Below are 24,687 nucleotides of genomic sequence, written 5' to 3' on the forward strand. Positions count from 1 at the left end.
GCTGAACTCACCCTACGTTATCTGGTCGAAACACCGCGAAATTGCTCCAAATCGCGGCATTTCAGGTTATTTACCATGCAAGATCACACATCTTCCGCGGCCCTCGAAAACGCTATCGCACTGCAAAAATACGGTGTCGGGCAACCGGTCCGCCGCAAGGAGGACGACACGCTGGTGCGCGGCAACGGCAAATACACCGACGATTTCTCCCTGCCCGGCCAAGCCTATTGCTGGATGGTGCGCTCCTCCCACGCCCACGGCGTCATCAAGGGGATCGACACCGCCGCCGCCAGGGCAATGCCGGGGGTGCTCGGGGTGTGGACCGGGGCCGACCTCGCGGCCGCCAATTACAACCCGTTCACCTGCGGCATGCCGCTGAAGAGCCGGGATGGCTCGCCGCTGCTGCAGACCAACCGCCTGCCGCTGCCGACCGACAAGGTCCGCTTCGTCGGCGATCCCGTCGCCTTCGTGGTGGCTGAAACGGCCGCGCAGGCGCGCGATGCGGCCGAAGCCGTCGAGGTCGACATCGAATCGGTGCCGGCGGTGACCGATGCCGCCGAGGCCGCCCAGCCCGGCGCGCCGCAGCTCTACGACCACATCCCGAACAATGTCGCGCTCGACTACCACTATGGCGACACCGACAAGATCAATGCCGCCTTCGCCAGCGCCGCGCATGTGACCAAGCTCGACATCGTCAACACCCGCGTCGCCGTGGTCTCGATGGAACCGCGCGTGGCGCTCGCGGTCTACGACAAGACAACCGAGCGCTATACGCTGCAGGTACCGACCCAGGGCGTTTCCGGCAACAAGACGACGCTGGCAAAAATCCTCAACGTGCCGCCGGAGAAGGTGCGGATCCTCACCGCCAATGTCGGCGGCTCCTTCGGCATGAAGAATCTCAGCTATCCCGAGTATGCCTGCATCGCGCATGCGGCGAAGGAGCTCGGACGTCCCGTGAAATGGACCGACGAGCGCTCGACCAGCTTCCTCTCGGACAGCCAGGGCCGCGCCCAGCTCATCCATGCCGAGCTGGCGCTCGATGCCGACGGCAAGTTCCTGGCAGTGCGGCTTTCTGGCTACGGCAATCTCGGCGCCTACATCACCGGCGTCGCGCCCGGGCCGCTGTCGCTCAACACCGGCAAGAATCTGGCCAGCGTCTACCGCACGCCGCTGCTCGGCGTCGACATCAAGACGGTCTTGACCAACACCACGCTGATGGGCGCCTATCGCGGCGCCGGCCGGCCCGAGGCCAATTACTACATGGAGCGGCTGATCGATAAGGCCGCCGACGAGATGGGCATCAACCGGCTGACCTTGCGGAAGCGCAATTTCATCAAGCCTTCACAACTGCCCTTCCCGGCCGCATCAGGCGTCACCTATGACAGCGGCGATTTCCAGGGCGTGTTCGAGAAGGCGCTGGAGATTTCGGACTACGAGAATTTCGGTAAGCGCAAGCGGGAGAGCAAGAAGAATGGCAAATTGCGGGGCATCGCGGTCGGCTCCTACCTTGAGGTCACCGCGCCGCCGAGCGGCGAGCTCGGCAAGATCACCTTCGATCCGGATGGATCGGTGACGCTCACCACCGGCACGCTCGATTACGGCCAGGGCCATGCCACGCCATTCGCGCAGGTGCTGTCCGACCAGCTCGGTGTTCCCTTCGATAAGATCAAGCTTGAGCAAGGCGACAGCGATCTGGTGCGGTTCGGCAACGGCACCGGCGGCTCGCGCTCGATCACCGCGACCGGACAGGCCATCGTCGAAGCCTCCGCGCTCGTCATCGAGAAAGGCAAGAAAGCCGCCGGACATCTGATGGAAGCATCCGAAGCCGACATTGAATTTGCCGGCGGCCGCTTCACTATCGCCGGCACCGACCGCTCGATCGGCATCATGGAGCTCGCCCAGCGGATGCGTGAGGGCCAGATTGCCGAGGGCGGGCCTGATACGCTCGACGTCGACCACGCCACCAAGGAGACGCCGTCCACCTTCCCCAACGGCTGCCACGTCGCGGAGGTCGAGATCGACCCGGACACCGGCGTGATCAGGATCGTGCGCTACACCGGCGTCAACGACTTCGGCACCATCGTCAATCCGATGATCGTCGCGGGCCAGTTGCACGGCGGCGTCGCGCAAGGCATCGGCCAGGCGCTGATGGAAGAGGTCAATTACGACGCCTCCGGCCAGCCGATCACCGGCTCGTTCATGGACTACGCGCTGCCGCGCGCCGAGGACATTCCGCCCATGGCGGTCGGCGATCATCCCTCGCCGGCGAAGAGCAATCCGCTCGGCACCAAAGGCTGCGGCGAGGCCGGCTGCGCGGGCAGCCTTGCCACGGTGGTGAATGCGGTGGTGGATGCGCTGTCGGAGCACGGCATCAAGCACATCAACATGCCGCTGACGCCGGAAAAAGTGTGGCGCGCGATCGAGGATGCGAAGAAGGCGCAGGCGGCCTGACGCTTCAGTGGAGCAGGTGGCAATGGCGGCAGAAGCCTACAACCACCAACACTCGTCATGCGCGGGCTTGACCCGCGCATCCATCTCCAGAGAAGAGTCTTTCAAGCGTGATGGATTGCCGGGTCAAGCCCGGCAATGACGCGTCGAATCACGCCGCGGCCTGCTCTCGTGGTTGAGATATCGCGATGTGCCAGCAATGCGCCAGCGGCGTGGTGCCGTTGGCGACCACGATCGCGTCGAGCTCGACGAAGCGGTGGCCCTTCTTGTCATAGTTCGCAGTTACCTTCGCGCGGGCCGTCAGCTCATCGCCGGTCTTCGCGGCCGAGAGGAGCTGCATCCGGCCGCCGACGTGAATCCAGGGGCCGAGGATGGCGTTGTCAACCAGGAGCTTGTTCATCACCTTCTGCAGCATGCCGGGATGGCCAAGCTTTTCGTGCGTGTAGATCGTGTGGGTTTCCCTGATATCGGCGAGATATCCCGCCGCAGCGTCACCCGCCCAGGTGTACGGCCGGGTGCCGAGCCATTTGCCGACTTCGTAGGATGAGGCATTCACCGGCTTGCGCTCGGCGACTGCGGCGACCTCGATGTAATCCTTGATCGAAACAGCGGGCGCCGCAGCCGGCAACGACGCGCTGCCGGTGGCGCAAAGCTCTCCGCGGCTGAACACCTCGATCGACAGCGCGCCATCGCGCGCCTCGCCCCTCACCTCGGCCTGCTCGCCGTCATAGACCGGCTTGAGGAAACGCGCGTCGATCAAGCCGCGCCCGAGGAAATCGCGGCCCCATGTCGCAACCGGTAGATGCATCATATAGGCCATGACGTCGACGCCGGGGACCAGCCCGCCCGAGAAGCCGTACCGCCGCGCCACCGTGTCGTCATGGATCTTGTTCTCGGACTCCTTCGAGGTGTTATAGGCCGAGACGCGGTAGGTTTCCGGATTGCTCATGGGGTTCCCTCATTTCGGTTATTTTCTGACAAGATCGTACGCCATCAACCGTCCGTGGCAAGCCTGTGGGCGGCCTCGCAATTTTCCCCCCGATGGGTTACATGCGGCCCACGAATGAACCGCCAAACAGTGATGCCGACTGAAAACCCCACCCGCATTTATGTCGATGCCGACGCCTGTCCGGTGAAGGACGAGGTCTATCGCGTCGCGCTCCGGCACGGCCTTGCCGTCAGCGTGGTGGCGGGCAATTTCATCCGCGTGCCGCAGGACCCGCTGATCGAACGCATCGCCGCCGGTTCCGGCATGGACGCCGCTGACGACTGGATCGCCGAGCGCGCTGGAGACGGCGACATCGTGATCACCGCCGATATTCCGCTGGCGAGCCGCTGCGTGAAGGCGGGCGCGGACGTGATTGCGCCAAACGGCAAACCATTCACGGAGCAATCGATCGGTATGACGCTGGCGATGCGCAATCTGATGACCGACCTGCGTTCGTCCGGCGAGATCACCGGCGGGCCACGATCATTCTCGCCGCGCGACCGCTCGGCGTTCCTCTCGGCACTCGATACCGCGATCCGCCGCATCCAGCGCCGCCGCGCCGAACAAACCGTAACGGGACAAAACTGATGGCGCCGCCCCTGATCCAGCTCAAGGACATCAGGCTGACGTTCGGCGGCACGCCGCTACTCACGGGCGTCGAGCTCTCGGTCTCGGCCGAAGAGCGCGTGTGCCTGATCGGGCGCAACGGCTCCGGCAAATCGACGCTGCTCAAGATCGCGGCCGGTTTGGTCGAGCCTGACGCCGGCAGCCGTTTCGTGCAGCCCGGCGCGACCATCCGCTATCTGCCGCAGGAGCCGAATTTCGGCGATCACGCCACCACGCTCGCCTATGTGGAAGCCGGTCTTGGACCCGGCGATGACCATTATCAGGCGCGCTATCTGCTCGAGCAGCTCGGACTGCACGGCGACGAAGATCCCGCCCATCTCTCCGGTGGAGAGGCGCGTCGCGCGGCGCTCGCGCGGGCACTAGCGCCCTCGCCCGACATCCTGCTGCTGGACGAGCCGACCAACCATCTCGATCTGCCGACCATCGAATGGCTGGAAGGCGAATTGCAGAACCGGCGCTCGGCGCTGGTGCTGATCAGCCACGACCGCCGCTTCCTCACCAATTTGTCGCGCGGGACCGCCTGGCTCGACCGCGGCCAAATCAGGCAGATCGACCGCGGCTTCGGCGCGTTCGAGAGCTGGCGCGACGAAGTGCTGGCGGAGGAAGAGCGCGATCAGCACAAGCTCGACCGCAAGATCGTCAACGAGGAGCACTGGCTGCGCTACGGCGTCTCCGGACGACGCAAGCGCAACGTCAAGCGGCTTGCCAATCTCCATACGCTGCGCGCGCAGCGGCGGAACTATCGCGGCACCGCGGGCAGCGCCAATCTCGCTGCTGCCGAGGCAGACAAATCCGGACGGCTGGTGATCGAGGCGAAGAGCATCGGCAAGGCATTCGGCGAGCGCAACATCGTGGAGGATTTCTCGATCCGCATCCAGCGCGGCGACCGCGTCGGCATCGTCGGCCCGAACGGCGCCGGCAAGACCACGCTGGTCAACCTGCTGACCGGCGCGGAGGCACCCGATGCCGGCAGCGTGCGGCTCGGCGTCAACCTTGAAATGGCAACGCTCGACCAGCACCGCGAAAGCCTCGATCCGAAATCGACGCTGTCGGAAGCCCTGACCGGCGGTCGCGGCGACCATGTGATGGTCGGTGGCAAGCCGAAGCATGTCGTCAGCTACATGAAGGACTTCCTGTTCTCGCAGGAACAGATCCGCACGCCACTGGAAGTGCTCTCCGGCGGCGAGCGCGGCCGGCTGATGCTGGCTCGCGCGCTTGCAAAACCCTCGAACCTCCTGGTGCTGGACGAGCCGACCAATGACCTCGATCTCGAAACCCTCGACGTGCTCGAGGAGATGCTCGGCGATTACGAGGGCACGGTGATCCTGATCAGCCACGACCGCGATTTCCTCGATCGCGTCGTCACATCGGTGATCGTGCCCGAGGGCGATGGCCGCTGGATCGAATATGCGGGCGGCTACACCGACATGCTGGCGCAGCGCGGCGCGGATCTGAAGCGCGAGCCGGCGAAGACAGCGGTTGTCGAGGAGAAAAAGGAAGCGAAGGCTGCGGCGCCGACGGCTACGCCAAAGCGGCGGCTGAGCTTCAACGAGAAGCACGCGCTGGAGACATTGCCGAAGACGATCGAGAAATTGCACGCGGAAATCGCAAAGCAGCAGAAGCTGCTTGACGATCCGAACCTCTACGCAAAGGATCGCAAGACATTCGACGACGCCTCCGCCGCGATCGCCAAGGCGCAGCAGGAGCTTTCCGCCGCCGAAGACCGCTGGCTCGAACTCGAAGTGCTGCGCGAAGAAATTGAACAGGCATAATCCATGACCACTCCCCTCGCCGCAAAGATCGCCCGCGAATACGGCACGCCCTGTGCCGTGATCGACATGGACCGCGTCGAACGCAACATCGCGCGGATCCAGGCGGCGTGCGATGCGGCCGGCGTGGCGCATCGTCCGCATATCAAGACCCACAAGAACCCGATGCTGGCGCAGATGCAGATCGCGGCCGGTGCCAAGGGCATCACCTGCCAGAAGCTCGGCGAGGCCGAGATCATGGCGGATGCCGGGATCTCCGACATCCTGATCAGCTACAATTTACTGGGCGACGAGAAGATGGCGCGGCTGGGCGCGCTGCAGGGGAAAGCAAACGTCACCGTGGCGGCGGACAATTCGGTTGTCGTCGCCGACCTGCCGAAAGCGGCGGCTGCGTCCGGCCGCACCCTGTCGGTCGTGGTCGAATGCGATACGGGGCGCAAGCGCGCCGGCGTCGAGACTCCGGCAGAAGCCGTCGCATTGGCGCGCGAGATCGCCGTCGGCAAGGGGCTACAGTTTGCCGGCTTCATGCTGTATCCGACCGAGACCGGCTGGGCGGACGCGCAGAATTTCTTCGACGAGGCGCTGGCCGGCGTGCGCGCCCACGGGCTTGACGCGACCATCGTCTCCACCGGCGGCACGCCGAACCTGAAGAATCTCGGCAAGCTGAAGGGCGCGACCGAGCATCGCTTCGGCACCTATATCTACAACGACCGCATGCAGGTCGCCGCCGGCGTCGCCACCTGGGACGACTGCGCGCTGCACATCTATTCGACGGTGGTGAGCCGCGCCGCCCCCGAGCGCGGCATCCTCGATGCCGGCTCGAAGACGCTGACCACCGACACCGGCGGACTCGAAGGCCACGGGCTGATCCTCGAACATCCCGAGGCCAAGATCGCGAAGTTCGCCGAGGAGCACGGCTTCCTCGATCTCTCCCGCAGCAACACGCGTCCCAATGTCGGCGACGTCGTCCGCATCGTACCCAATCACGTCTGCGTCGTCGTCAACATGATGGACGAGGTGGTGATGGTGCGCGGCGAGGAAATCATCGGCACGCTGCCGGTCGCCGCGCGCGGAAAGCTGCGATAGCTGGACATGGCGGTCGACTGCAGCACCCATATGACAGAAGCGCTGTCTAATTCACGCGCTAATCTGGCGCATGTACAACGCTAGCTTGCAGGCATAAATTACTACGACTGGGTAGCGCCCTACTGCAAAATGCTTTTCATTAGGGAGGAATTGACCGTGGCCGTCATCAGGAAAGTGAAGACAGCTCGGGGCACGGAAGATAGAGACATCACACAGCCAACTCTTTCCTACCCCGACACCGACCTTCCGAGAGTGATCGTTGAGGTGTGGAACAACCGTGGACACATATTGGACCGGGACCCCGACAGCAACATTCCGACGAAACAGGCCGTAGATGAGGCTACGGAACTGATTAATCGAGAAACCGGCATGGCACTGAGGCGTGCCGTCATCATCACCGAAGAAGAGCACGATAATCACTATACTATGCGAGACGATGACGAAATCGTCTTTGTACTGCCGAACCTAAGCCGGATAATCAAAGGCTCAAGCCAACATCAGCTTCTCGAGTCTGCCAAGTTGCTGATGGCCTGTACGCCGAACGGAATTTAGGCATAGGCCCCGATGAGATAACGAACGCCCGCCTAAAATGCGGGCGTTCGTTTGCTCTCTCAATCGAGCAAAGTGGCTCGTGCAAGAATCGACAAGCGTTCGTAGCGTCGCGGCCAGCGCTACATTTCAACACTGACTGATCCGCAGGGCTTGAAGGTTTGGAGCGAGTGCCCGTGCAAGCATCCTTCATGTTTCTGGGCGTAGGCAAGCACGCCCATGATAATCAAAGCCACCACGACCAGTCCGGCTACGAGGTTCTGCACCATGGCTGCCACTCCAGCTCCGCTCATGAACAAGCGATCGTGCCCCGGCGTCGTCGTGGGATCAACGTCGAGGCATGATTCCTCTCCGTCAACCGCGGCTGGGGGCGAAGCGGTCCGCGAGAGGTCGCGCAGCCAAGGAGAGCACAACCGTCGAACTGATGGCAGTGCAAACCGTGCCGCACTGCGCAAAAATCCAGACGTCGTGCAGCGCCTTCGCTGCGCGCACGTCCTTCCCTGCGGCGGCGCCGGTCGCACATGACGCCTGCAATAAATCCCCGCCGGTCAGGCTTCCCAGGCCCAGCATCTCGCCGGCCGCGAAGAAAACGGGCAAACGGCGAAGTATGAAGTTGTCGTCGAGTTCATCGAAGGCGATGCTGCCAGCGGTGGAGATGGCGCGGGCGATCGGCGCGATGCCGGTGAGGCACCCCGGATCAGGACACAGTGCGGCACTGAAGCGACGGCGTTGCTTAAGCAGAACGAAAAAAATATACAATTCTCGGTAGTCTTGTTAAAGAGATGCTCGCTCAGCAATCATCCGGAAGATATAACTTATGAAGAGATTGCTCGCTGCAATCAGGCACCCCGTGGCTGCCGCAGTCGGATTGATATTTTCCATATGTACCATTTGGGGGCTGGTTGTGTTTTTGCGTGCAGACAGGCTCAACAACTGGCTCACTCTCGAGCAGATCAACGAGAGGGTGACGATCGATCTGCCCCGCGAAACACCACTTTCGGAAATAGGCAGATATTTCACGGAAAATAAGATTGAACATAGCTATGTCGAGAGAACTGATGAAGTGTATGCGATGATACATTTCATTTGGGGCGGTGGATTTATGACCCAGAAGGACGCATGGATAAAGATTCACTTGGATGAAGACCGGAAACTGAAAAATATCACGGTTGAGCCGGTGTTCACCGGACCATAGTTGACCACAGCCAGCGCCAAGGGCTCGCGGACAGTGACGGATGGTTGGGATGCCAGACGAATCTGAACTGGACTATGCGAAGCTGAAAGATTTTCTTTCATTTTATATTGAGCGATGTATGCCGGCTGTTGAGAATTTGCCGCCGGACAAACGGGCGAGCGCTCTACCCATCCTACGCATCGAGCCATCTCATCACGCCCTGCCCCGCAGCGGCACCGGTCGCAAACGATGCTTGCAAGAGATAGCCGCCGGTTGGGGCTTCCCAGTCGAGCATCTCGCCGGCGGGGAAGATGCCGGGCAAGCGGTGGAGCATAAAATTGTCGTCGAGCTCGTCGAATGCAATGCCACCGGCGGTGGAGATGGCGCGGCCGATCGGCGCGATGCCGGTGAGACGCAACGGTACGGCGTTGATGAGGCGGGCGAGATCGGCGGGAGGCTGCAAGGGCAAAGACTCACCTGATGCTTTCGCCGCTTCCTGCAGCAGGCCGATGGCGACGGGCGACAGATTTGCGGTCTTGCGCAGGAAGTTCGAGAATGATTGTTTGCCTTTCGGCGTTGATAGCTTTGCGGCGAGTTCATCGATTGAGAGATCGGGCCTCAAGGCGATATGGAGCGTTGCCTCGCCATCACGGAGGATCGCCTCGCGCAGATCGGCCGATAGCGCGTAGATGGCGCCTCCCTCGATGCCGGTGCGGGTGATGATGGCTTCTCCCCGTACCTGCTGCTCGCCGAAGCTTAACGCAACGCTCTTGAGCGGCTGGCCCTCGAAGCGATCGCGGAAGATATCCGACCAGGCGACGGTGAAGCCGGAATTGGCCGGCCGCAGCGGCGAGACTCTTACGCCTTTCGCCGTCAGCACATCCACCCATGCGCCATCAGACCCGAGCCGCGGCCAGCTCGCGCCGCCGAGCGCCAGGATGGTGGCGCGGGCTTCAGCGGCGCGCGTTCCTTCCGGCGTTTGAAACAGCAGGCGGCCGTCATTGTCCCACCCGCTCCAGCGATGCCGCAGCAACAGCCGCACACCTGCGCCGTCTAGCCGGCGCAGCCAGGCGCGCAGCAGCGGCGAGGCCTTGAACGCTTTCGGGAAGACACGGCCGCTGGAGCCGACAAAGGTCGGCTGGCCCAGCGCCTCACTCCAGTCGCGCAACGCTTGCGGTGGGAACGCTTCGATGGCGGCCTCAAGATGCGGCATCGCCTCGCGATAGCGCGCGAGGAATTTTGGCAGCGGCTCGCTGTGGGTGAGATTGAGGCCGCCGCGGCCGGCCATCAGGAATTTGCGGCCAGCCGACGGCATCGCGTCGTAGATCGTGACCAGCGCGCCGGCCTGCGCCAGCACTTCAGCCGCCATCAGGCCGGCGGGGCCGGCGCCGATGACGGCAACTTGGTGTGGAGCGGAAGGCATGGCTTGAGTTTAGGCAGGATTCTCGTACCGCAAAACGGCCGTCATGCCCGGGCTTGACCCAGGCATCCACGAAGAACTTGCGCAGCCCTCACGACGTGGATGGCCGGGTCAAGCTCGGCCATGACGGTTGAGTGCGGCGACGCGACGTCGCGTTACAGCTTGATCCCTGCTCTTGCCGCCGCCTGGGCGACATATTTCTGCGTCTGCTCGAACGCGCCCTGCAACGCCCTGGCTTTCGACATGTCGCTGATCTCAGCGAAATGCGCGGCGATGGCGTCGGGGGTCCATTCGGAGGGCGGCAGGTTGATGCCCTCGGTCTCCAGGATCTTGATCACCGCAAACGAGCCGGCGCCGGCGCCCATGATGGTGCGGGTCGGCGCGTCCTCGCTCAGCATATATTCCACCGCCGGCGTAATCGCTTCCGGTTTCATCAGCGCGAGCGCCTGCGGCGGCAGCAATTCCTCAGTCATGCGGGTCGCGGCCGTCGGCGAGATGGTGTTGACGCGGATGTTGTTCTTGCGGCCTTCTTCGGCGAGCACGTTCATCAGCCCGACCATGCCGGCCTTCGCCGCACCGTAATTGGCCTGACCGAAATTGCCGTAAAGGCCTGAGGACGAGGTCGTCAGCACGATGCGGCCGTAATTGCGGTCGCGCATGCCGGCCCACACCGCCTTGCAGCAGTAGAAGCTGCCGACGAGATGGACATCCAACACCTTCTGGAAATCGGCGACTTCGAGCTTGCCGAACGACTTGTCGCGCAGGATGCCGGCATTGGCGCAAAGCAGATCGACGCTGCCCCACTCCTTGGTCGCGCGCTCGACCATCGCCGTGACCTGCTCGAAGTTCGAGACGTCGGCGCCGTCGGCGATCGCGGTGCCGCCCGCTTTCCGTATCTCCTCGACCACAGCTTCAGCCGGCGACAGCGAGGCGCCGGTACCGTCGCGCGCGCCGCCGAAATCATTGACCACCACCTTGGCACCACGGCTCGCGAGCCCCAGCGCGTGCGCCCGTCCGAGACCATTGCCCGCGCCGGTGACGATGGCGACGCGTCCGTCAAACCTGATTGTCATGCGTAGAATTCCCAATGTGATGTGGTCAATCGAAGGCCTTTTCTTCCCTTCTCCCCTTATGGGAGAAGGTGGCGCGCATCGCGCGCCGGATGAGGGGTTCTCTCCACAGATGCGCTCGCGGAGAGAGACCCCTCACCCGCCTCGCTCCGCGAGGCACCCTCTCCCACAAGGGGAGAGGGTACCAGCGCGCCGATTTGACAGCTTTTGAGCAGCGATGGATGGCCGGGTCAAGCCCGGCCATGACGCTGAAAGGAGCGGCTCAGGCGAAGTAGATCAGGCCGAGCCAGTCGGCGACCAGCGCCGGCTTCTCCTCGCCTTCGATCTCGACCGTAACGTTCGTGCGCGACGCCAGCTCGGTCGGCTTGCGCAGCTTGGCCTCGGCGAGCACGAAGCGTCCGCGGACGCGCTTGCCGGAGCGCACCGGCGAGATGAAGCGCAGCTTGTCGAAGCCGTAATTGACGCCCATCGTGGTGCCCTCGATGACGGGCATCACCTGGTAGGACATGATACTGAGCAGCGACATCGTCAGGAAACCGTGGGCGATCGTGGTGCCGAACGGGGTGTCCTTCGCGCGCTCAGGGTCGACATGGATGAACTGGTGATCCTCGATCACGTCGGCATAGGTATCGATCCGCTGCTGATCGATCAGGTGCCAGGCCGACACGCCGATCTCCTTGCCGACCATGCCCTGATACGTCTCCAGCGACACGGGCGGCTTCTTCCAGACTTCGTTCATTTTTCTAATTCTCCGATCCAGTCGCGCGGACCTTCTGCAGCTCCGGGAATTCTTCCTCGCGGAACTCCACGCCGCGCAAACTGTCCTCGCGATTATCCTCATGTTCGAGGCGACGCAACTGCACCCGGCGGATCTTTCCGGAGATGGTCTTGGGCAGCTCGGTGACGAGCTCGATCTTGCGGATGCGCTTGAACGGCGCCAGGCGGGTGTGCAGATGCCCAAAGATCGACAGCGCCGTTTCCGGCGTGCGCTCGACGCCGAGACCAGCAGCACATAGGCCTTCGGAATTGCGAGCCGGATCGGATCGGGGCTCGGCACGACAGCAGCTTCCGCGACCGCCTCATGCTCAAGCAAGATGCTTTCCAGTTCGAACGGGCTGATGCGGTAATCGGATGATTTGAACACGTCGTCGGTGCGGCCGACGAAGGTCAAATACCCGTCCTCATCGCTGAACACGACGTCGCCGCTGCGATAGATCGCGCCGTCGGCCCCGGAGAGCTTGCCGTCATCGCCCTGATAGCCCTGCATCAGACCAGCGGGCCTGTCGGCACCGAGTACCAGCGTGACCTCGCCCTCCCGGGTCGGATTGCCGTCGAGATCGGTAATCGCGACGCGATAGCCGGGCAGCGGCCGGCCCATCGAGCCGATCTTGACCTTCTGGCCCGGCGAGTTGCCGGCCAGCGCAGTGGTCTCGGTCTGGCCATAGCCGTCGCGAATGGTCAGGCCCCATGCCGCCTGCACCTGATCGATCACTTCCGGGTTGAGCGGCTCGCCGGCGCCGCAGACCTCGCGGAGCGACACCTTGAAGGTCGACAGCTTCTCCTGGATGAACAGGCGCCACACCGTCGGCGGCGCGCACAGCGTGGTGACGCCGCAGCGGCCGATCGTTGAAAGCAGCGACTTGGCGTCAAAGCGCGGCTGGTTGACCACGAACACGGTGGCGCCAGCATTCCAAGGCGCGAAAAAGCAGCTCCAGGCGTGCTTGGCCCAGCCGGGCGAGGAGATGTTGAGATGCACGTCGCCCGGCTGCAGGCCGATCCAGTACATGGTCGAGAGATGACCGACCGGATAGCTGCGCTGGCTGTGCCGCACCAGCTTCGGCTTCGCCGTGGTTCCCGACGTGAAATAGAGCAGCATCGGGTCGTCGGCCTTGGTCGGCCCATCGGGCGTAAAGGTTTCCGATGCATCCGCGGCCTGCTCGAACGGCAGCCAGCCGTCGTGCTGCGACGTCGCTCCGACCACGATGCGCACGAGTTTATCGCTGCCGAGGCCGGAGAACTTCGCAACCTGATCCTGCGTTGCGACCACCGCCCTCGCCTTGCCGCGGTCGAGCCGGTCGCGCAATTCGTCTGCCGTCAACAGCGTGGTTGCAGGAATCACGACGACGCCGAGCTTCATCGCGGCCAGCATGGTCTCCCAGAGCGGCACGACGTTGCCGAGCAGAAGCAGCAAATGATCGCCGCGCCTCAAGCCTTGCGCGCGCAGGAAATTCGCAACCTGATTGGAGCGGCGCGACAGCGTGGCGAACGACAGCTTCGTCTCGCGGTCGCTGCCAGCATCGACGATCCACAGCGCCGCGCGGTCGCGGCCGTCAGGGTTTTGCGCGAGCTCGGCATCGAACCAGTCCAGCGCCCAGTTGAAGGGCACCGAATCGGGCCAGCGAAAACCCTTTACCGCGGTCTCGTAATCCGTGCGGTGCTGAAGCAGAAACGCGCGCGCTTCCTGAAAGGTGGTCATCAGGTCATTCCCTCCGCGCCTTATCCGGCCGCTAAGGGAAACCAGCGACCATTATTTTCCGGCGAGTGCTCTAACGTGCTGGATAATTCCGGAAAAGTCGACCCCGCCGTGACCGGCTGCATCGAACGCCTGATAGATCTCCTGCGCATGCTTGCCGAGCGGCGTCACCGCGCCGGCGGTGTTGGCGGCGTCCTGCGCCAGCGTCAGATCCTTCACCATCAGGTTCGCGGCGAAGCCGGGCTTGTAGCCGTTGTTGGCCGGTGAGGTCGGAACCGGGCCCGGCACCGGGCAATAGCTCGTGATCGCCCAGCACTGGCCCGACGAAGTCGAGGCGACGTCGAACAGCGCCTGATGCGAGAGCCCGAGCTTCTCCGCGAGCACGAAGGCTTCGCCGACGCCGATCATGGAAATGCCGAGGATCATGTTGTTGCAGATCTTGGCCGCCTGCCCTGCACCGGCGCCGCCGCAATGCACGATCTTCTTGCCCATGTTCTCCAGCACGGGCTTGGCCGCCGCGAACGCCCTGTCCTCGCCGCCGCACATGAAGGTGAGCGTCGCTCCCTTGGCGCCGCCGGTGCCGCCGGAGACCGGCGCATCCACCGACAAAACGCCGTGCTTGGCCGCAAGCGCATGCGCCTCTCGCGCGCTTTCGACATCGATGGTCGAGCTGTCGATGATGAGCGCACCTTTGGTGACCGCAGGCAGGATCTCGTTCCACACCGACAGCACGTGCTTGCCGGCCGGCAACATGGTGATGACGATGTCAGCGCCCTTCACCGCGGCGACGCTGCTTTCAGCAATCGCGGCGCCATCGCTCTGAGCCTGATTGCGCGACGCGGCCACCAGGTCGAAGGCCACCACCTTGTGGCCGGCCTTCACCAGGTTGGCAGCCATCGGACCGCCCATGTTGCCAAGGCCAATGAATGCAATCGTTGCCATCTGGATGTCCTCCCCGTCCTGTCGTCTATTATTTAAATGTCAGCTCGTCGGCGCCGATCTCGGCGAAGTATGGCGCCAGCATTTCCGGTGTCACATCCTCGACCCGCGCCGGCGACCATTTCGGATTGCGGTCCTTATCGATCACGGCGGCGCGCACACCCTCGCGGAAATCGTCGCTGGCGAACACGGCGAGCGCGGCACGATATTCCCGCACCAGGCATTCCTCGAGCGAGGACGATGTCCGCGCCAGTCGCAACAGCTTCAGCGTCACCACCATGCCACGCGGCGATTTCTCGTTCAGCACCTTCAAGGTCGACAGTGCGAATTCCGAGCCGTCGCGCTGCAGCGATGCGATGATGTCTTCCATGCGATCATGCGCGAACCAGGAATCGATCTTCGGCTGCATCGCCGCAACAGGACCTGCCGTTTCGCCGGTCGCAAAGCCGTCGATCAGCTTCCTGATCTCGGCGTGCGTCACGCCGGCGCGGACTTTCGTCAGCGCCTCACGCAATTCGGGCAATTTCGACGACGGCACCTCGGCGTCTGCAAACTTCGCATAGATCGCATCGGGCCCGTTCATGGTCTGCCCGGTCAGGCCAAAATAGGTCCCGAGTTCGCCCGGTGAACGCGACAACAGCCAGGTGCCGCCGACATCAGGAAAGAAGCCAAGGCCGACTTCGGGCATCGCCAGCTTGGTGCGCTCGGTGACGACACGGTGCGAAGCGTGGCCGGACAGGCCGACGCCGCCGCCCATCACCAATCCATCCATGAATGCGACATATGGCTTCGGATATTTCGCGATCCGCGCGTTCATGACGTATTCCTGGCGCCAGAACCGCTTGCCGAGGTCGCCTCCCGCCTTGGAGCTCTCATAGAGCCCGCGGATGTCGCCGCCGGCGCAGAGGCCGCGGTCGCCGGCGCCTTCCAGCAGCACCACGGCAACAGCAGGATCGGACTCGAACCGGTCCAGCGCCGCGTCGATGCCCTCGGACATCTCCAGCGTCATCGCGTTGATCGCCTTGGGACGGTTGAGCCGGATCACGCCCGCCGCCCCTTCGCGGCGAACGATCAGGTCGCCTTCATCCTGCACGGCAGCCGTCATCGCGCTCCCTCGATCATCTTGCGCGCCACGATCAGCCGCATGATCTCGTTGGTTCCTTCAAGAATCTGGTGCACGCGCAAATCGCGCACGATCTTCTCGACGCCATATTCGCTGAGGTAGCCGTAGCCGCCGTGCAGCTGCAGCGCCTGGTTGGCGACTTCGAAGCCGACATCGGTGCCGAAGCGTTTTGCCATCGCGCACAGCTTGGTCGCCTCGGGATCTTTGCGGTCGAGCGCCGCAGCGGCGCGCCACAGGAAGGTGCGCGCGGCCTCGAGTTCGGTCGCCATGTCGGCGACGCGGAACTGCAGCGCCTGGAATTCATCGAGCCGCTTTCCGAACGCCTTGCGGTCCTTCATGTAGGCGAGCGCCTTGTCGAGTGCGCTCTGCGCGCCACCGAGCGAGCAGGCCGCGATGTTGAGCCGGCCGCCGTCGAGGCCGGCCATCGCGATCTTGAAGCCGATGCCCTCCTCGCCGAGCCGGTTCTCGACCGGCACGCGCGCATTCTCGAAGATCACCGCGCGGGTCGGCTGCGCATTCCAGCCCATCTTGCGTTCGTTGGCGCCGAGCGAGAGGCCCGGCGTGTCGGCGGGGATGACCAATGTCGAGATCCCGCCGGGACCGTCGCCGCCGGTCCGGACCATCACGACATAGAGATCGCCGCCGCCGGCGCCCGAGATGAACTGCTTCTGGCCATTCAGCACGTAATGGTCGCCGTCGCGCACCGCCCGGGTGCGCAGCGCCGCGGCATCCGAGCCGGAGCCCGGCTCGGTCAGGCAATAGCTTGCCAAGAGCTCCATCGTGCAGAGCTTTGGCAGCCATTTCTGGCGCTGGGTATCGTTGCCGAAGGCATCGATCATCCACGACGCCATGTTGTGGATGGAGATGAAGGCCGACGTCGTCGGACAGCCGGTCGCGAGCGCCTCGAAGATCAGCGCCGCATCGAACCGCGTCATCGCGGAGCCGCCGACATCGTCCTTGATGTAGATGCCGCCCATGCCGAGCGCCGCCGCTTCGCGCATCACGTCGACCGGAAAATGCTTCTCCTCGTCCCAGCGCAGCGCGTGCGGCGCGATCTTCTCCGCCGCAAACGCCCGCGCCATGTCTCTGACGGCGATCTGGTCCTCGTTCAGAGCGAACTGCATAACGCCCGCCTCGCGCGAGGTCATTTCATCGTCGGGATCGAGAACTCCGCGCCTTCCTTGACGCCCGACGGCCAGCGCGAGGTGACCGTCTTGGTCTTGGTGTAGAAGCGGATCGAATCCGGGCCGTGCTGGTTGAGGTCGCCGAAGCCGGATTTCTTCCAGCCGCCGAAGGTGTAATAGGCAATCGGCACCGGGATCGGCACGTTGATGCCGACCATGCCGACATTCACCTTGGCGGCGAAATCGCGCGCCGCATCGCCGTCGCGGGTGAAGATGGCGACGCCGTTGCCGTAGTCATGATCGGACGGCAGCGCCAGCGCTTCGTTGTAGTCGTGCGCGCGCACCACCGACAGCACCGGGCCGAAGATCTCTTCCTTGTAGATCCGCATGTCCTTGGTGACGTTGTCGAACAGCGAACCGCCGAGATAGAAGCCGTTCTCATAGCCCTGCATCTTGAAGCCGCGGCCGTCGACCGCGAGCGTTGCGCCTTCCTTGATGCCGATATCGATATAGCCCTTGACCTTCTCGACCGCCTCGCGCGTCACCAGCGGACCGTAATCGGCGGACGGATCGATCGAGGTGCCGATCTTTAAGGATTCCACGCGCGGGATCAGCTTTTCCATCAGACGGTCGGCGGTGGTCTTGCCGACGGGAACGGCGACCGAGACGGCCATGCAGCGCTCGCCGGCCGAGCCGTAGCCGGCGCCGATCAGCGCGTCGACCGCCTGGTCCATGTCGGCGTCGGGCATCACGATGGCGTGGTTCTTGGCGCCGCCGAAGCACTGGCAGCGCTTGCCGGTCGCCGCCGCGCGCTCGTAGATATATTGCGCGATCGGCGAGGAGCCGACGAAGCCGATCGCCTTGATATCGGGATCGTCGAGGATGGCGTCGACCGCTTCCTTGTCGCCGTTGACGACATTGAGGATGCCCGGCGGCAGGCCGGCTTCGATCATCAGTTCCGCAAGCCGCATCGGCACGCCGGGATCGCGCTCCGAAGGTTTCAGGATGAACGCGTTGCCGCAGGCGATCGCGGGCGCGAACTTCCACATCGGGATCATCGCCGGGAAATTGAACGGCGTGATGCCGGCAACGACGCCGAGCGGCTGGCGCAGCGAATAGATGTCGATGCCCGGGCCGGCACCTTCGGTGTATTCGCCCTTCATCAGATGCGGGATGCCGCAGGCGAACTCGACCACTTCCAGACCGCGCTGGATGTCGCCCTTGGCGTCGGGAACGGTTTTGCCGTGCTCGCGCGCCAAGAGTTCGGCGAGCTTATCGTAGTCGCGCTGCACTAGTTCCAGGAACTTCATCATCACGCGGGCGCGCCGCTGCGGGTTGGTCGCCGCCCATTCGGGCTGCGCGGCCTTGGCATTCTCGACCGCGGCGCGCAGCTCAGCCTTCGAGGCCAGCGCCACCTTGGCCTGCACATCGCCGGTCATCGGCTCGAAGACGTCGGCCGTCCGGCCCGAGGTGCCCTTGACCTCCTTGCCACCGATGAAATGTCCGATTGAACGCATGAAAACCTCCCTGGTCCCGGCCGAACGCCTGATCCGCACCTTTAGTTTCGACACGCTTTCTTCACGCGAACCGGTATCCACCCTCGGATCAAGTCCGAGGGCATGCTTCGCTCGAAAACGCTCTAGATCGCTTTACAAACCCTATTGACCCGCATTTTATGGGATTCAAGTCCGATAAATTGCACCATAGATGTGCGGAAATGCTGGATCAAGGCGGCGCGATCGACTGGGATGATTTTCGCTTCGTGCTCGCCATCGTGCGCGGCGGATCGGTGTCGGCTGCGGCAAAACAACTCGGCGTGGATCATGCCACGGTGATCCGCCGTGTCGACCGGCTGGAGCATCACCTTTCGGCGAAGTTGTTCGACCGCCGCAAGACCGGCTACCTCCTGACCGAAGCCGGCCAACGCGTCGCCGACAGCGCGGAGGCGATGGAATCGACCATCGTCGCCAACCAGGAGGCGGTCGGCGGCTCGCGCGCGCATTTGACAGGGACGGTGCGGATCGGCGCGCCCGACGGTTTTGGCAGCCACTTCCTGGCCTCGCGCCTGGTGAAGTTCACCGACCGGTATCCCGATGTCGATCTGCAACTGGTGGCGACGGCGCGATTGTTCAGCCTGTCGAAGCGCGAAGCCGATATCGCGATCAGCCTGACGATGCCGAAGGAAGGCCGCATCGTCGGGCGCAAGCTGCTCGACTACAGCCTCGGCCTCTACGCTGCGCCCGCCTATCTCGAGCGCGCGCCGGACATCGCTTCGCGCGCCGACCTGCAACAGCATCGCTTCGTCGGCTACATCGAGGAACTCTTGTTCACGCCCGAGCTCGACTACCTGCCGCAGGTCTCGCCGAAGATTTCCGCCAAATTCCGCAGCGCCAATCTGATCGCGCAGCTCAACGCGACCATCGCCGGCTACGGCATCGCCGTGCTGCCGCATTTCATGGCGACGGCGCATCCGGAATTGTCACCGGTGCTGCCGGAGGAAGTGCGGATATCACGCACCTTCTGGCTTCTGATGCATGCCGACAGCAAGGACCTCGCCCGCATCCGCGCGGTGGCGGATTACATCTACGAGACGGTCGAGGACGAGCGGGCGTTGTTTAACGGAAGCGAGGCGCCCGCCATGACAACACGGTGTCGTCCCGGCGAAAGCCGGGACCCATAACCAAAGGGACGTGTTGTGGTGCGAGCAAGCAGTTATAGCCTCGCGCCTCATCAAGTCCTGTGGTTATGGGTCCCGGGTCAAGCCCGGGACGACCCAGGTTGGCGCAGCGGAAGCTTCAATGCGCCTTGGCGCGGGGCTTCTTCACCGCCGGCTTCGACGACGACGCACGAGACAACACGGCTTCGCGGCCCGAAGCGAGGATCTCGTCGGAGAACTCGCCATTGCCGGCGATGCGGGCCATCACGACGGTTCCCATCATGGTCGCGAGCGTCGCCATCGCCTGCTTGCGCGCGGTCTTTGGCGGCACGTCCACAATCTGGTCGGCTATCATGTCGATCATGCGTTCCAGCTTGGCGGCGAAGGCCTTGCGGGTCTTCGGGCTTTCGCGCGCGATTTCGGCGCCGAGCGAAGGAACCGCGCAGCCGCGGCCGGGATCGTCGCGGTGCGTCGTCGTCAGATAGGAATCGACGATGGTTGCCAGCCGCTTCTCCGGCGGCGTCTCCTCAACGATCTTGCGCCAACGCTCGTTGCCGCGATCCATCGCATAGTTGAACGCCTCGATCACCAGCGCTTCGCGGGAATCGAAATGGGCGTAGAAGCCCCCATGGGTCAGTCCGACCTCCTTCATCAGGTCGGCGACGCCGATGCCATGGGCGCCGCGTTCGCGCAGCCTGACCGAGGCCTGCTTCACGATCCGCTCGTGGGTCTCCGCTTTGTGTTCTTTCGAATAACGCATGAGAGTCTCATTGGATGTTTCCGGTCATATAATAGCATCAAGATGTAAAGAAAGCTGCAGCTATTTCAAATTCGCGCCACCGATCATGGCGAAGGTCGCGGTAGAGTGCACTGCAAGATTGCCGGCGCCGTCGCGGACGAAACCTTCGGTGTAGCTGTTTTGGCGGCCGAGCTTGATCACCTTGCCCTCTGCCCGGATCGTGCCTGAACGCACCGACAGCGGTCGCAGATAAGTGAGCTTCAGGTCGAGCGTGACCGAGGTCTGGCCGGCGGGGAGCATGGTCGAGATCGCGCAACCCATGGCGGTATCGAGCAATGCCGCAGCGGTCGCGCCGTGCAAGAGCCCGATGGTGTTCTCGAGGCTCTCCTCGGGATCGAGTTCCATCACGATCCGGCTGGGCTCGACGACAGCCATCCGGAAACCGATCAGTTTGGCGAACGGCGGCGGCGGCAGGATGCCGTCGCGGATCCCGCACATCGCTTCCATCCCCGTCATCGCGGCAGCGACCTTCGCGATCGGCCCAGGCGCCTGCCAATGCACCACCCGCTCGCGGCGGGATGTTGGCGAGAGCAGATCGACAGTATCGGCGAAGGTCATGGCAACTCCTTTCAAGTGACGTTAAATGATAATCATCATTCTATTGCACGCACTGCTGCGTCGCAACACCGGTTGCGCGACGGCTTGACAAGCGCCGCCATTGTCCGGGAAGTGGCCGGATGTTCCCCTGCCCCGAGATGATCCCATGGAAATGCTCAACCCCCATTGCGGCGTCGACCGCGATTCCCGCGGCGTGGTCCGCCTCACCGTCTGCAACGCCGGCTCGCTGAACATCCTGAGTTCGGCCGTTATCGATGGCGTCCGCGAAGGGTTCGAGAAGCTTGCCGATGACCGCGATATTCGCGCGGTGATCCTGGCCGGCCAGAGCGAGAAGAGCATGATCGGCGGCGCCGATATCAAGGAGATGGCCAAGCTCGAGCAGAAGTCGGCGGAAATCTTCATTACGCGACTGCGCGACCTCTGCGAGGCCGTGCGCCGATTCCCGGCGCCGGTCATCGCGCGAATGCCGGGCTGGTGTCTCGGCGGCGGGCTGGAAGTGGCCGCAGCCTGCGATTTCCGGATCGCGGCGCATGACGCAAAATTCGGCATGCCCGAGGTGCGCGTCGGCATCCCCTCGGTGATCCATGCGGCGCTGCTGCCGCGCCTAATCGGCTGGAGCCGCGCGCGCTGGCTGGTGATGACCGCCGAGAACATCGACGCACCCACCGCGCTCGCCTGGGGCCTCGTCGACAAGGTCGCGAAACAAGGCGAGCTTGACGCCGAGGTCGAACGCACCGTGGCGGCGCTGCTCGAATGCGGCCCCGAAGCGCTGCGCATCCAGAAGAATTTGCTGCGGCAATGGGAAGAACTGCCGCTGACGGAATCGGTCAATCTGAGCGTCGGCGTGTTCGGGAAATCGTTCCTCACCGGCGAACCGCAGCGGCTGATGCAGGGGTTTCTAGGGCGAAAGCGGTAGCCGCAAAGCGCGCCGTCATGCCCGGCGAAGGCGGGGCATCCAGTACCCGCCAAACGACGTTCTGTGGTTACTGGATCATCCGCCTTCGCGGATGATGACAGCGGTGGGGATGAAGCACGACAATTTCTCATGCCGGCGGGCGTTGCAATTTTTGCGGCGCATCATATGATTGTCATCATGTGACCAAGAATCCTCCAGGGAGCCCGCCATGGCCAATGCCTCCGATCCCGTCGTTATCCTTTCCGCCGCCCGTACGCCGCTCGGCCGTTTCATGGGCGAATTGTCGCCGTTCAGCGCGCACAAGCTCGGTTCCCATGTGATCGGTGCGGCGCTGGAGCGGGCAAAGCTCGCGCCTGAACGCGTCGATGAAGTGTTCATGGGCAATGTGCTGCCGGCCGGCCAGGGCCAGGCGCCGGCCCGCCAGGCCGCGCGCGGCGCCAAACTGCCCGACGCAACCGGGGCGACCACGGTCAACAAGGTCTGCGGCTCCGGCATGAAGGCGACCATGCTCGGGCACGACATCATCAAGGCCGGCTCGGCCGAGATCGTAGTGTCCGGCGGCATGGAGAGCATGAGCAACGCGCCGTATCTGCTTGCCAAGGCGCGCGGCGGCTATCGCGCCGGCCATGACCGCATCATCGACCACATGATGATGGACGGACTTGAGGACGCCTACGAGACCGGACGCTCGATGGGCGATTTCGGCGAGGCGACGGCGGAGGCCTATCAGTTCACACGCAAGGACCAGGACACTTACGCGATGGAGACGCTCACGCGGGCGCGCAAAGCGGTCGAGGGCGGCGCGTTCAAGGCCGAGATCGCGTCGATCACGATCACGGAGAAGGCAGGCCCGCGCGTGATCGCCAATGACGAGCATCCGCTCAAAGTGGATCCCGCCAAGATCCCCGGATTGAAGCCGGCATTCCGCGCCAACGGCACCATCACGCCGGCCGCCTCCTCCGCCAATGCCGACGGCGCCGCGGCGCTGATCCTGGCCAAGCGCTCGCTGGCCGATCGCGACGGCCTGCCGGTACTGGCCGAGATCAAGGGCCATGCCACCCACAGCCAGGAGCCGCAATGGTTCACCACGGCGCCAATCCCGGCGATCCGCAAACTGCTCGACAAGGTCGGCTGGAGCGTCGGCGACGTCGACCTGTTCGAGATCAATGAGGCCTTCGCGGTGGTGGCGATGGCGGCGCAGCGCGACCTCGGAATTCCGCGCGAAAAACTCAACATCAATGGCGGCGCCTGCGCGCTCGGCCACCCGATCGGCGCCACCGGCGCGCGGCTGATCGTGACGCTGCTGCATGCGCTGGAAGCGCAGAACCTGAAGCGCGGTGTCGCCGCGCTCTGCATCGGCGGCGGCGAAGCCACCGCGATCGCGGTCGAGCGGGTCGCGCATTAGCCTTCGCCCCGAATGTCCTGAAACGAGGGAAGTATGGCATTTACGTCATGCCTCCCTCGCGGCAGTATCTGCCTGACGAGCTAACCTTCCAGTTAGAATTTTCCGAGGCTGCATGATCTCGAACTGGCTGGCGGCTGCCCTTGGCCGCCGCAATGTCCATTACGGCTGGGTGATGGTCGGCGTCACCTTCCTCGCCGCGCTAATTGCCGCCGGCACCGTCGGCGCGCCCGGCGTCTTCATCGTGCCGCTGCAGCAGGAGTTCGGATGGAGCACAGCGGAGATCTCCTCCGCGCTCTCGATCCGTTTCATCCTGTTCGGTCTGATGGCGCCCTTTGCCGCGGCGCTGATGAATCGCTACGGCTTGCGCAATGTGACCCTGGTGGCCCAACTCATCGTGGTTTCCGGCCTGCTTGCCTCGCTCGCGATGACACAGGTCTGGCAGTTGGTGCTGCTGTGGGGAGTCGTGACGGAATCGGCACCGGCATGACGGCGCTGGTGCTGGGCGCGACGATCGCTGCGCGCTGGTTCGTCGCGCAGCGCGGCCTCGTCATCGGCATCATGACCGCGAGTGTCGCAACCGGCCAACTCGTCTTTCTGCCGCTGCTCGCAACGCTCACTGAGCGCTACGGCTGGCGGATCGCACTGTCGCTGGTATGCGTCGTGCTCGGCCTGTCCGCCTTTCTGGTGCTGCTCGTTATGCGCGACCGGCCAAGCGACGTCGGGCTGCGCCCGTTCGGCGACGCCGGCAAGGAGCCACTCCCCGCGCCGCCGCCGAGCAACACGCCGATCATGGCGGTCGCGCTCGGCACGCTGCGCGACGCGTCGAAGTCGCCGGTATTCTGGATCCTGTTCGCAACCTTTTTCATCTGCGGCGCCTCCACCAATGGCCTGGTCCAGGTGCACCTGATCCCGATGTGTCTCGATTTCGGCATTCCGCAGGTGCAGGCTGCAAGCCTGCTCGCCGCGATGGGCATTTTCGATTTCTTCGGCACCATCGTCTCGGGCTGGCTGTCGGACCGCTATGACAACCGCTGGCTTCTGTTCTGGTATTACGGCCTGCGCGGGCTGTCGCTGATATTCCTGCCGTTCACCGACTTCTCGTTCTACGGCCTGTCGCTGTTTGCGATGTTCTACGGGCTCGACTGGATCGCTACCGTGCCGCCCACCGTGCGCCTGACCGCGCAGAACTTCGGTGTTGAGCGCGCCAATCTCGTATTCGGCTGGATCTTTGCCGGACATCAGCTCGGCGCCGGTGCCGCCGCCTTTGGCGCCGGCCTGTCGCGGACGGTCTACGCAAGCTACCTGCCCGCCTTCTTCATTGCCGGCGCGCTCTGCCTCATCGCTGCATCGATCGCGCTGGCGATCAGGCGGCCGGCGCTGAAAGCGGTCGCGGCAGCCGCTTAGATCCCGTAGGGTAGGCAAAGCGCAGCGTGCCCACTTTTCCTTGCACTGAACGTGGGTGGTGGGCACGCTCCGCTTTGCCCATCCTACGAGACTGTGAATCTTTTTATATCGGGCGCGTGGCAGCTGTGATTCTCTTCGCGGATTGATTTGCAGGAGGGG

At 63.8% G+C, this 24,687-nt stretch carries 19 protein-coding genes and 4 pseudogenes; 10 read left to right on the top strand and 13 right to left on the bottom strand.

Annotated elements, in window-relative coordinates; translation table 11 throughout:
- The first annotated feature begins 75 nt into the window (after positions 1-75).
- Positions 76-2,451 (top strand): xanthine dehydrogenase family protein molybdopterin-binding subunit, encoded by a 2,376-nt coding sequence (locus ACZXDY_RS32980; protein ID WP_464348397.1) that lies wholly within the window; start codon positions 76-78, stop codon positions 2,449-2,451.
- A 148-nt stretch (positions 2,452-2,599) separates the two neighbouring features.
- On the opposite strand, the gene ACZXDY_RS32985 is transcribed toward ACZXDY_RS32980, so the two are convergent.
- The gene (locus ACZXDY_RS32985) at positions 2,600-3,397 is read right to left on the bottom strand and encodes a hypothetical protein (RefSeq protein WP_464348398.1); all 798 of its coding nucleotides are present in this window, start codon (positions 3,395-3,397) and stop codon (positions 2,600-2,602) included.
- A 114-nt stretch (positions 3,398-3,511) separates the two neighbouring features.
- On the opposite strand from ACZXDY_RS32985, the gene ACZXDY_RS32990 reads away from it, so the two are divergent.
- From ACZXDY_RS32990 to ACZXDY_RS33005, 4 genes are all read left to right on the top strand, one after another.
- Positions 3,512-4,024 (top strand): YaiI/YqxD family protein, encoded by a 513-nt coding sequence (locus ACZXDY_RS32990; protein ID WP_464348399.1) that lies wholly within the window; start codon positions 3,512-3,514, stop codon positions 4,022-4,024.
- Entirely contained in the window at positions 4,024-5,835 is a 1,812-nt protein-coding gene (locus ACZXDY_RS32995) for an ABC-F family ATP-binding cassette domain-containing protein (protein WP_464348400.1), read from the top strand. The genes ACZXDY_RS32990 and ACZXDY_RS32995 overlap by 1 nt, the downstream gene beginning before the upstream one ends.
- A 3-nt stretch (positions 5,836-5,838) precedes the next feature.
- Positions 5,839-6,918, top strand: a complete 1,080-nt coding sequence (locus ACZXDY_RS33000) for a D-TA family PLP-dependent enzyme (RefSeq protein WP_464348401.1) — start codon at positions 5,839-5,841, stop codon at positions 6,916-6,918.
- 156 nt (positions 6,919-7,074) lie between these two features.
- Positions 7,075-7,470, top strand: a complete 396-nt coding sequence (locus ACZXDY_RS33005; RefSeq protein WP_464348402.1) for a hypothetical protein — start codon at positions 7,075-7,077, stop codon at positions 7,468-7,470.
- 119 nt (positions 7,471-7,589) lie between these two features.
- On the opposite strand, the gene ACZXDY_RS33010 is transcribed toward ACZXDY_RS33005, so the two are convergent.
- Both ACZXDY_RS33010 and ACZXDY_RS33015 read right to left on the bottom strand, forming a co-directional pair.
- The gene (locus ACZXDY_RS33010) at positions 7,590-7,736 is read right to left on the bottom strand and encodes a hypothetical protein (RefSeq protein WP_196237294.1); all 147 of its coding nucleotides are present in this window, start codon (positions 7,734-7,736) and stop codon (positions 7,590-7,592) included.
- Positions 7,737-7,956: 220 nt separating this feature from the next.
- Positions 7,957-8,163: pseudogene (locus ACZXDY_RS33015) on the bottom strand (aminoacetone oxidase family FAD-binding enzyme); the annotation flags it as partial.
- A 121-nt stretch (positions 8,164-8,284) separates the two neighbouring features.
- Here ACZXDY_RS33015 and ACZXDY_RS33020 point away from each other — a divergent pair.
- Positions 8,285-8,662 carry a hypothetical protein gene (locus tag ACZXDY_RS33020; RefSeq protein ID WP_464348403.1) on the top strand — a complete coding sequence of 126 codons (378 nt, stop codon included), beginning with the start codon at positions 8,285-8,287 and terminating at the stop codon, positions 8,660-8,662.
- Between the two features lie 172 nt (positions 8,663-8,834).
- Here the strand turns inward: ACZXDY_RS33020 and ACZXDY_RS33025 are convergent, their stop codons facing one another.
- The 8 genes and pseudogenes from ACZXDY_RS33025 to ACZXDY_RS33060 all read right to left on the bottom strand — a co-directional run bounded on the left by ACZXDY_RS33025 (position 8,835) and on the right by ACZXDY_RS33060 (position 18,307).
- Positions 8,835-10,064 (bottom strand): BaiN/RdsA family NAD(P)/FAD-dependent oxidoreductase, encoded by a 1,230-nt coding sequence (locus tag ACZXDY_RS33025; RefSeq protein WP_464348404.1) that lies wholly within the window; start codon positions 10,062-10,064, stop codon positions 8,835-8,837.
- A 152-nt stretch (positions 10,065-10,216) separates the two neighbouring features.
- The gene (locus tag ACZXDY_RS33030) at positions 10,217-11,134 is read right to left on the bottom strand and encodes an SDR family NAD(P)-dependent oxidoreductase (protein WP_028164635.1); all 918 of its coding nucleotides are present in this window, start codon (positions 11,132-11,134) and stop codon (positions 10,217-10,219) included.
- A gap of 259 nt (positions 11,135-11,393) precedes the next feature.
- Entirely contained in the window at positions 11,394-11,870 is a 477-nt protein-coding gene (locus ACZXDY_RS33035) for a MaoC family dehydratase (protein WP_028164634.1), read from the bottom strand.
- 4 nt (positions 11,871-11,874) lie between these two features.
- Positions 11,875-13,607: pseudogene (locus tag ACZXDY_RS33040) on the bottom strand (AMP-binding protein).
- 51 nt (positions 13,608-13,658) lie between these two features.
- Positions 13,659-14,561: pseudogene (mmsB, locus tag ACZXDY_RS33045) on the bottom strand (3-hydroxyisobutyrate dehydrogenase); the annotation flags it as partial.
- Between the two features lie 13 nt (positions 14,562-14,574).
- Positions 14,575-15,648 carry an enoyl-CoA hydratase/isomerase family protein gene (locus ACZXDY_RS33050; protein ID WP_464348405.1) on the bottom strand — a complete coding sequence of 358 codons (1,074 nt, stop codon included), beginning with the start codon at positions 15,646-15,648 and terminating at the stop codon, positions 14,575-14,577.
- Complete coding sequence (locus tag ACZXDY_RS33055) at positions 15,645-16,790, bottom strand: isobutyryl-CoA dehydrogenase (protein WP_028164630.1); 1,146 nt, start codon at positions 16,788-16,790, stop codon at positions 15,645-15,647. The genes ACZXDY_RS33050 and ACZXDY_RS33055 overlap by 4 nt, the downstream gene beginning before the upstream one ends.
- Before the next feature lie 20 nt (positions 16,791-16,810).
- Positions 16,811-18,307, bottom strand: a complete 1,497-nt coding sequence (locus ACZXDY_RS33060; protein WP_028164629.1) for a CoA-acylating methylmalonate-semialdehyde dehydrogenase — start codon at positions 18,305-18,307, stop codon at positions 16,811-16,813.
- A gap of 200 nt (positions 18,308-18,507) precedes the next feature.
- Here ACZXDY_RS33060 and ACZXDY_RS33065 point away from each other — a divergent pair, with 200 nt between their 5' ends.
- Positions 18,508-19,470: a LysR family transcriptional regulator gene (locus ACZXDY_RS33065; RefSeq protein ID WP_051396802.1), complete on the top strand. Its 963-nt coding sequence runs from the start codon at positions 18,508-18,510 to the stop codon at positions 19,468-19,470.
- Positions 19,471-19,585: 115 nt separating this feature from the next.
- On the opposite strand, the gene ACZXDY_RS33070 is transcribed toward ACZXDY_RS33065, so the two are convergent.
- Together ACZXDY_RS33070 and ACZXDY_RS33075 are read right to left on the bottom strand one after the other, a co-directional pair.
- Positions 19,586-20,206 carry a TetR/AcrR family transcriptional regulator gene (locus tag ACZXDY_RS33070; protein WP_035690458.1) on the bottom strand — a complete coding sequence of 207 codons (621 nt, stop codon included), beginning with the start codon at positions 20,204-20,206 and terminating at the stop codon, positions 19,586-19,588.
- A 60-nt stretch (positions 20,207-20,266) separates the two neighbouring features.
- Positions 20,267-20,803, bottom strand: a complete 537-nt coding sequence (locus ACZXDY_RS33075; RefSeq protein WP_028164628.1) for a PaaI family thioesterase — start codon at positions 20,801-20,803, stop codon at positions 20,267-20,269.
- Between the two features lie 145 nt (positions 20,804-20,948).
- Between ACZXDY_RS33075 and ACZXDY_RS33080 the strand changes: the two genes are divergently transcribed.
- The 3 genes and pseudogenes from ACZXDY_RS33080 (at position 20,949) to ACZXDY_RS33090 (ending at position 24,528) form a co-directional block, all read left to right on the top strand.
- Positions 20,949-21,719: an enoyl-CoA hydratase gene (locus tag ACZXDY_RS33080; protein ID WP_464348406.1), complete on the top strand. Its 771-nt coding sequence runs from the start codon at positions 20,949-20,951 to the stop codon at positions 21,717-21,719.
- A gap of 208 nt (positions 21,720-21,927) precedes the next feature.
- Positions 21,928-23,124: an acetyl-CoA C-acyltransferase gene (locus ACZXDY_RS33085; protein ID WP_464348407.1), complete on the top strand. Its 1,197-nt coding sequence runs from the start codon at positions 21,928-21,930 to the stop codon at positions 23,122-23,124.
- A gap of 112 nt (positions 23,125-23,236) precedes the next feature.
- Positions 23,237-24,528: pseudogene (locus ACZXDY_RS33090) on the top strand (MFS transporter).
- Positions 24,529-24,687 lie beyond the last annotated feature (159 nt).

The organism is Bradyrhizobium sp. LeoB3 (assembly GCF_055456055.1).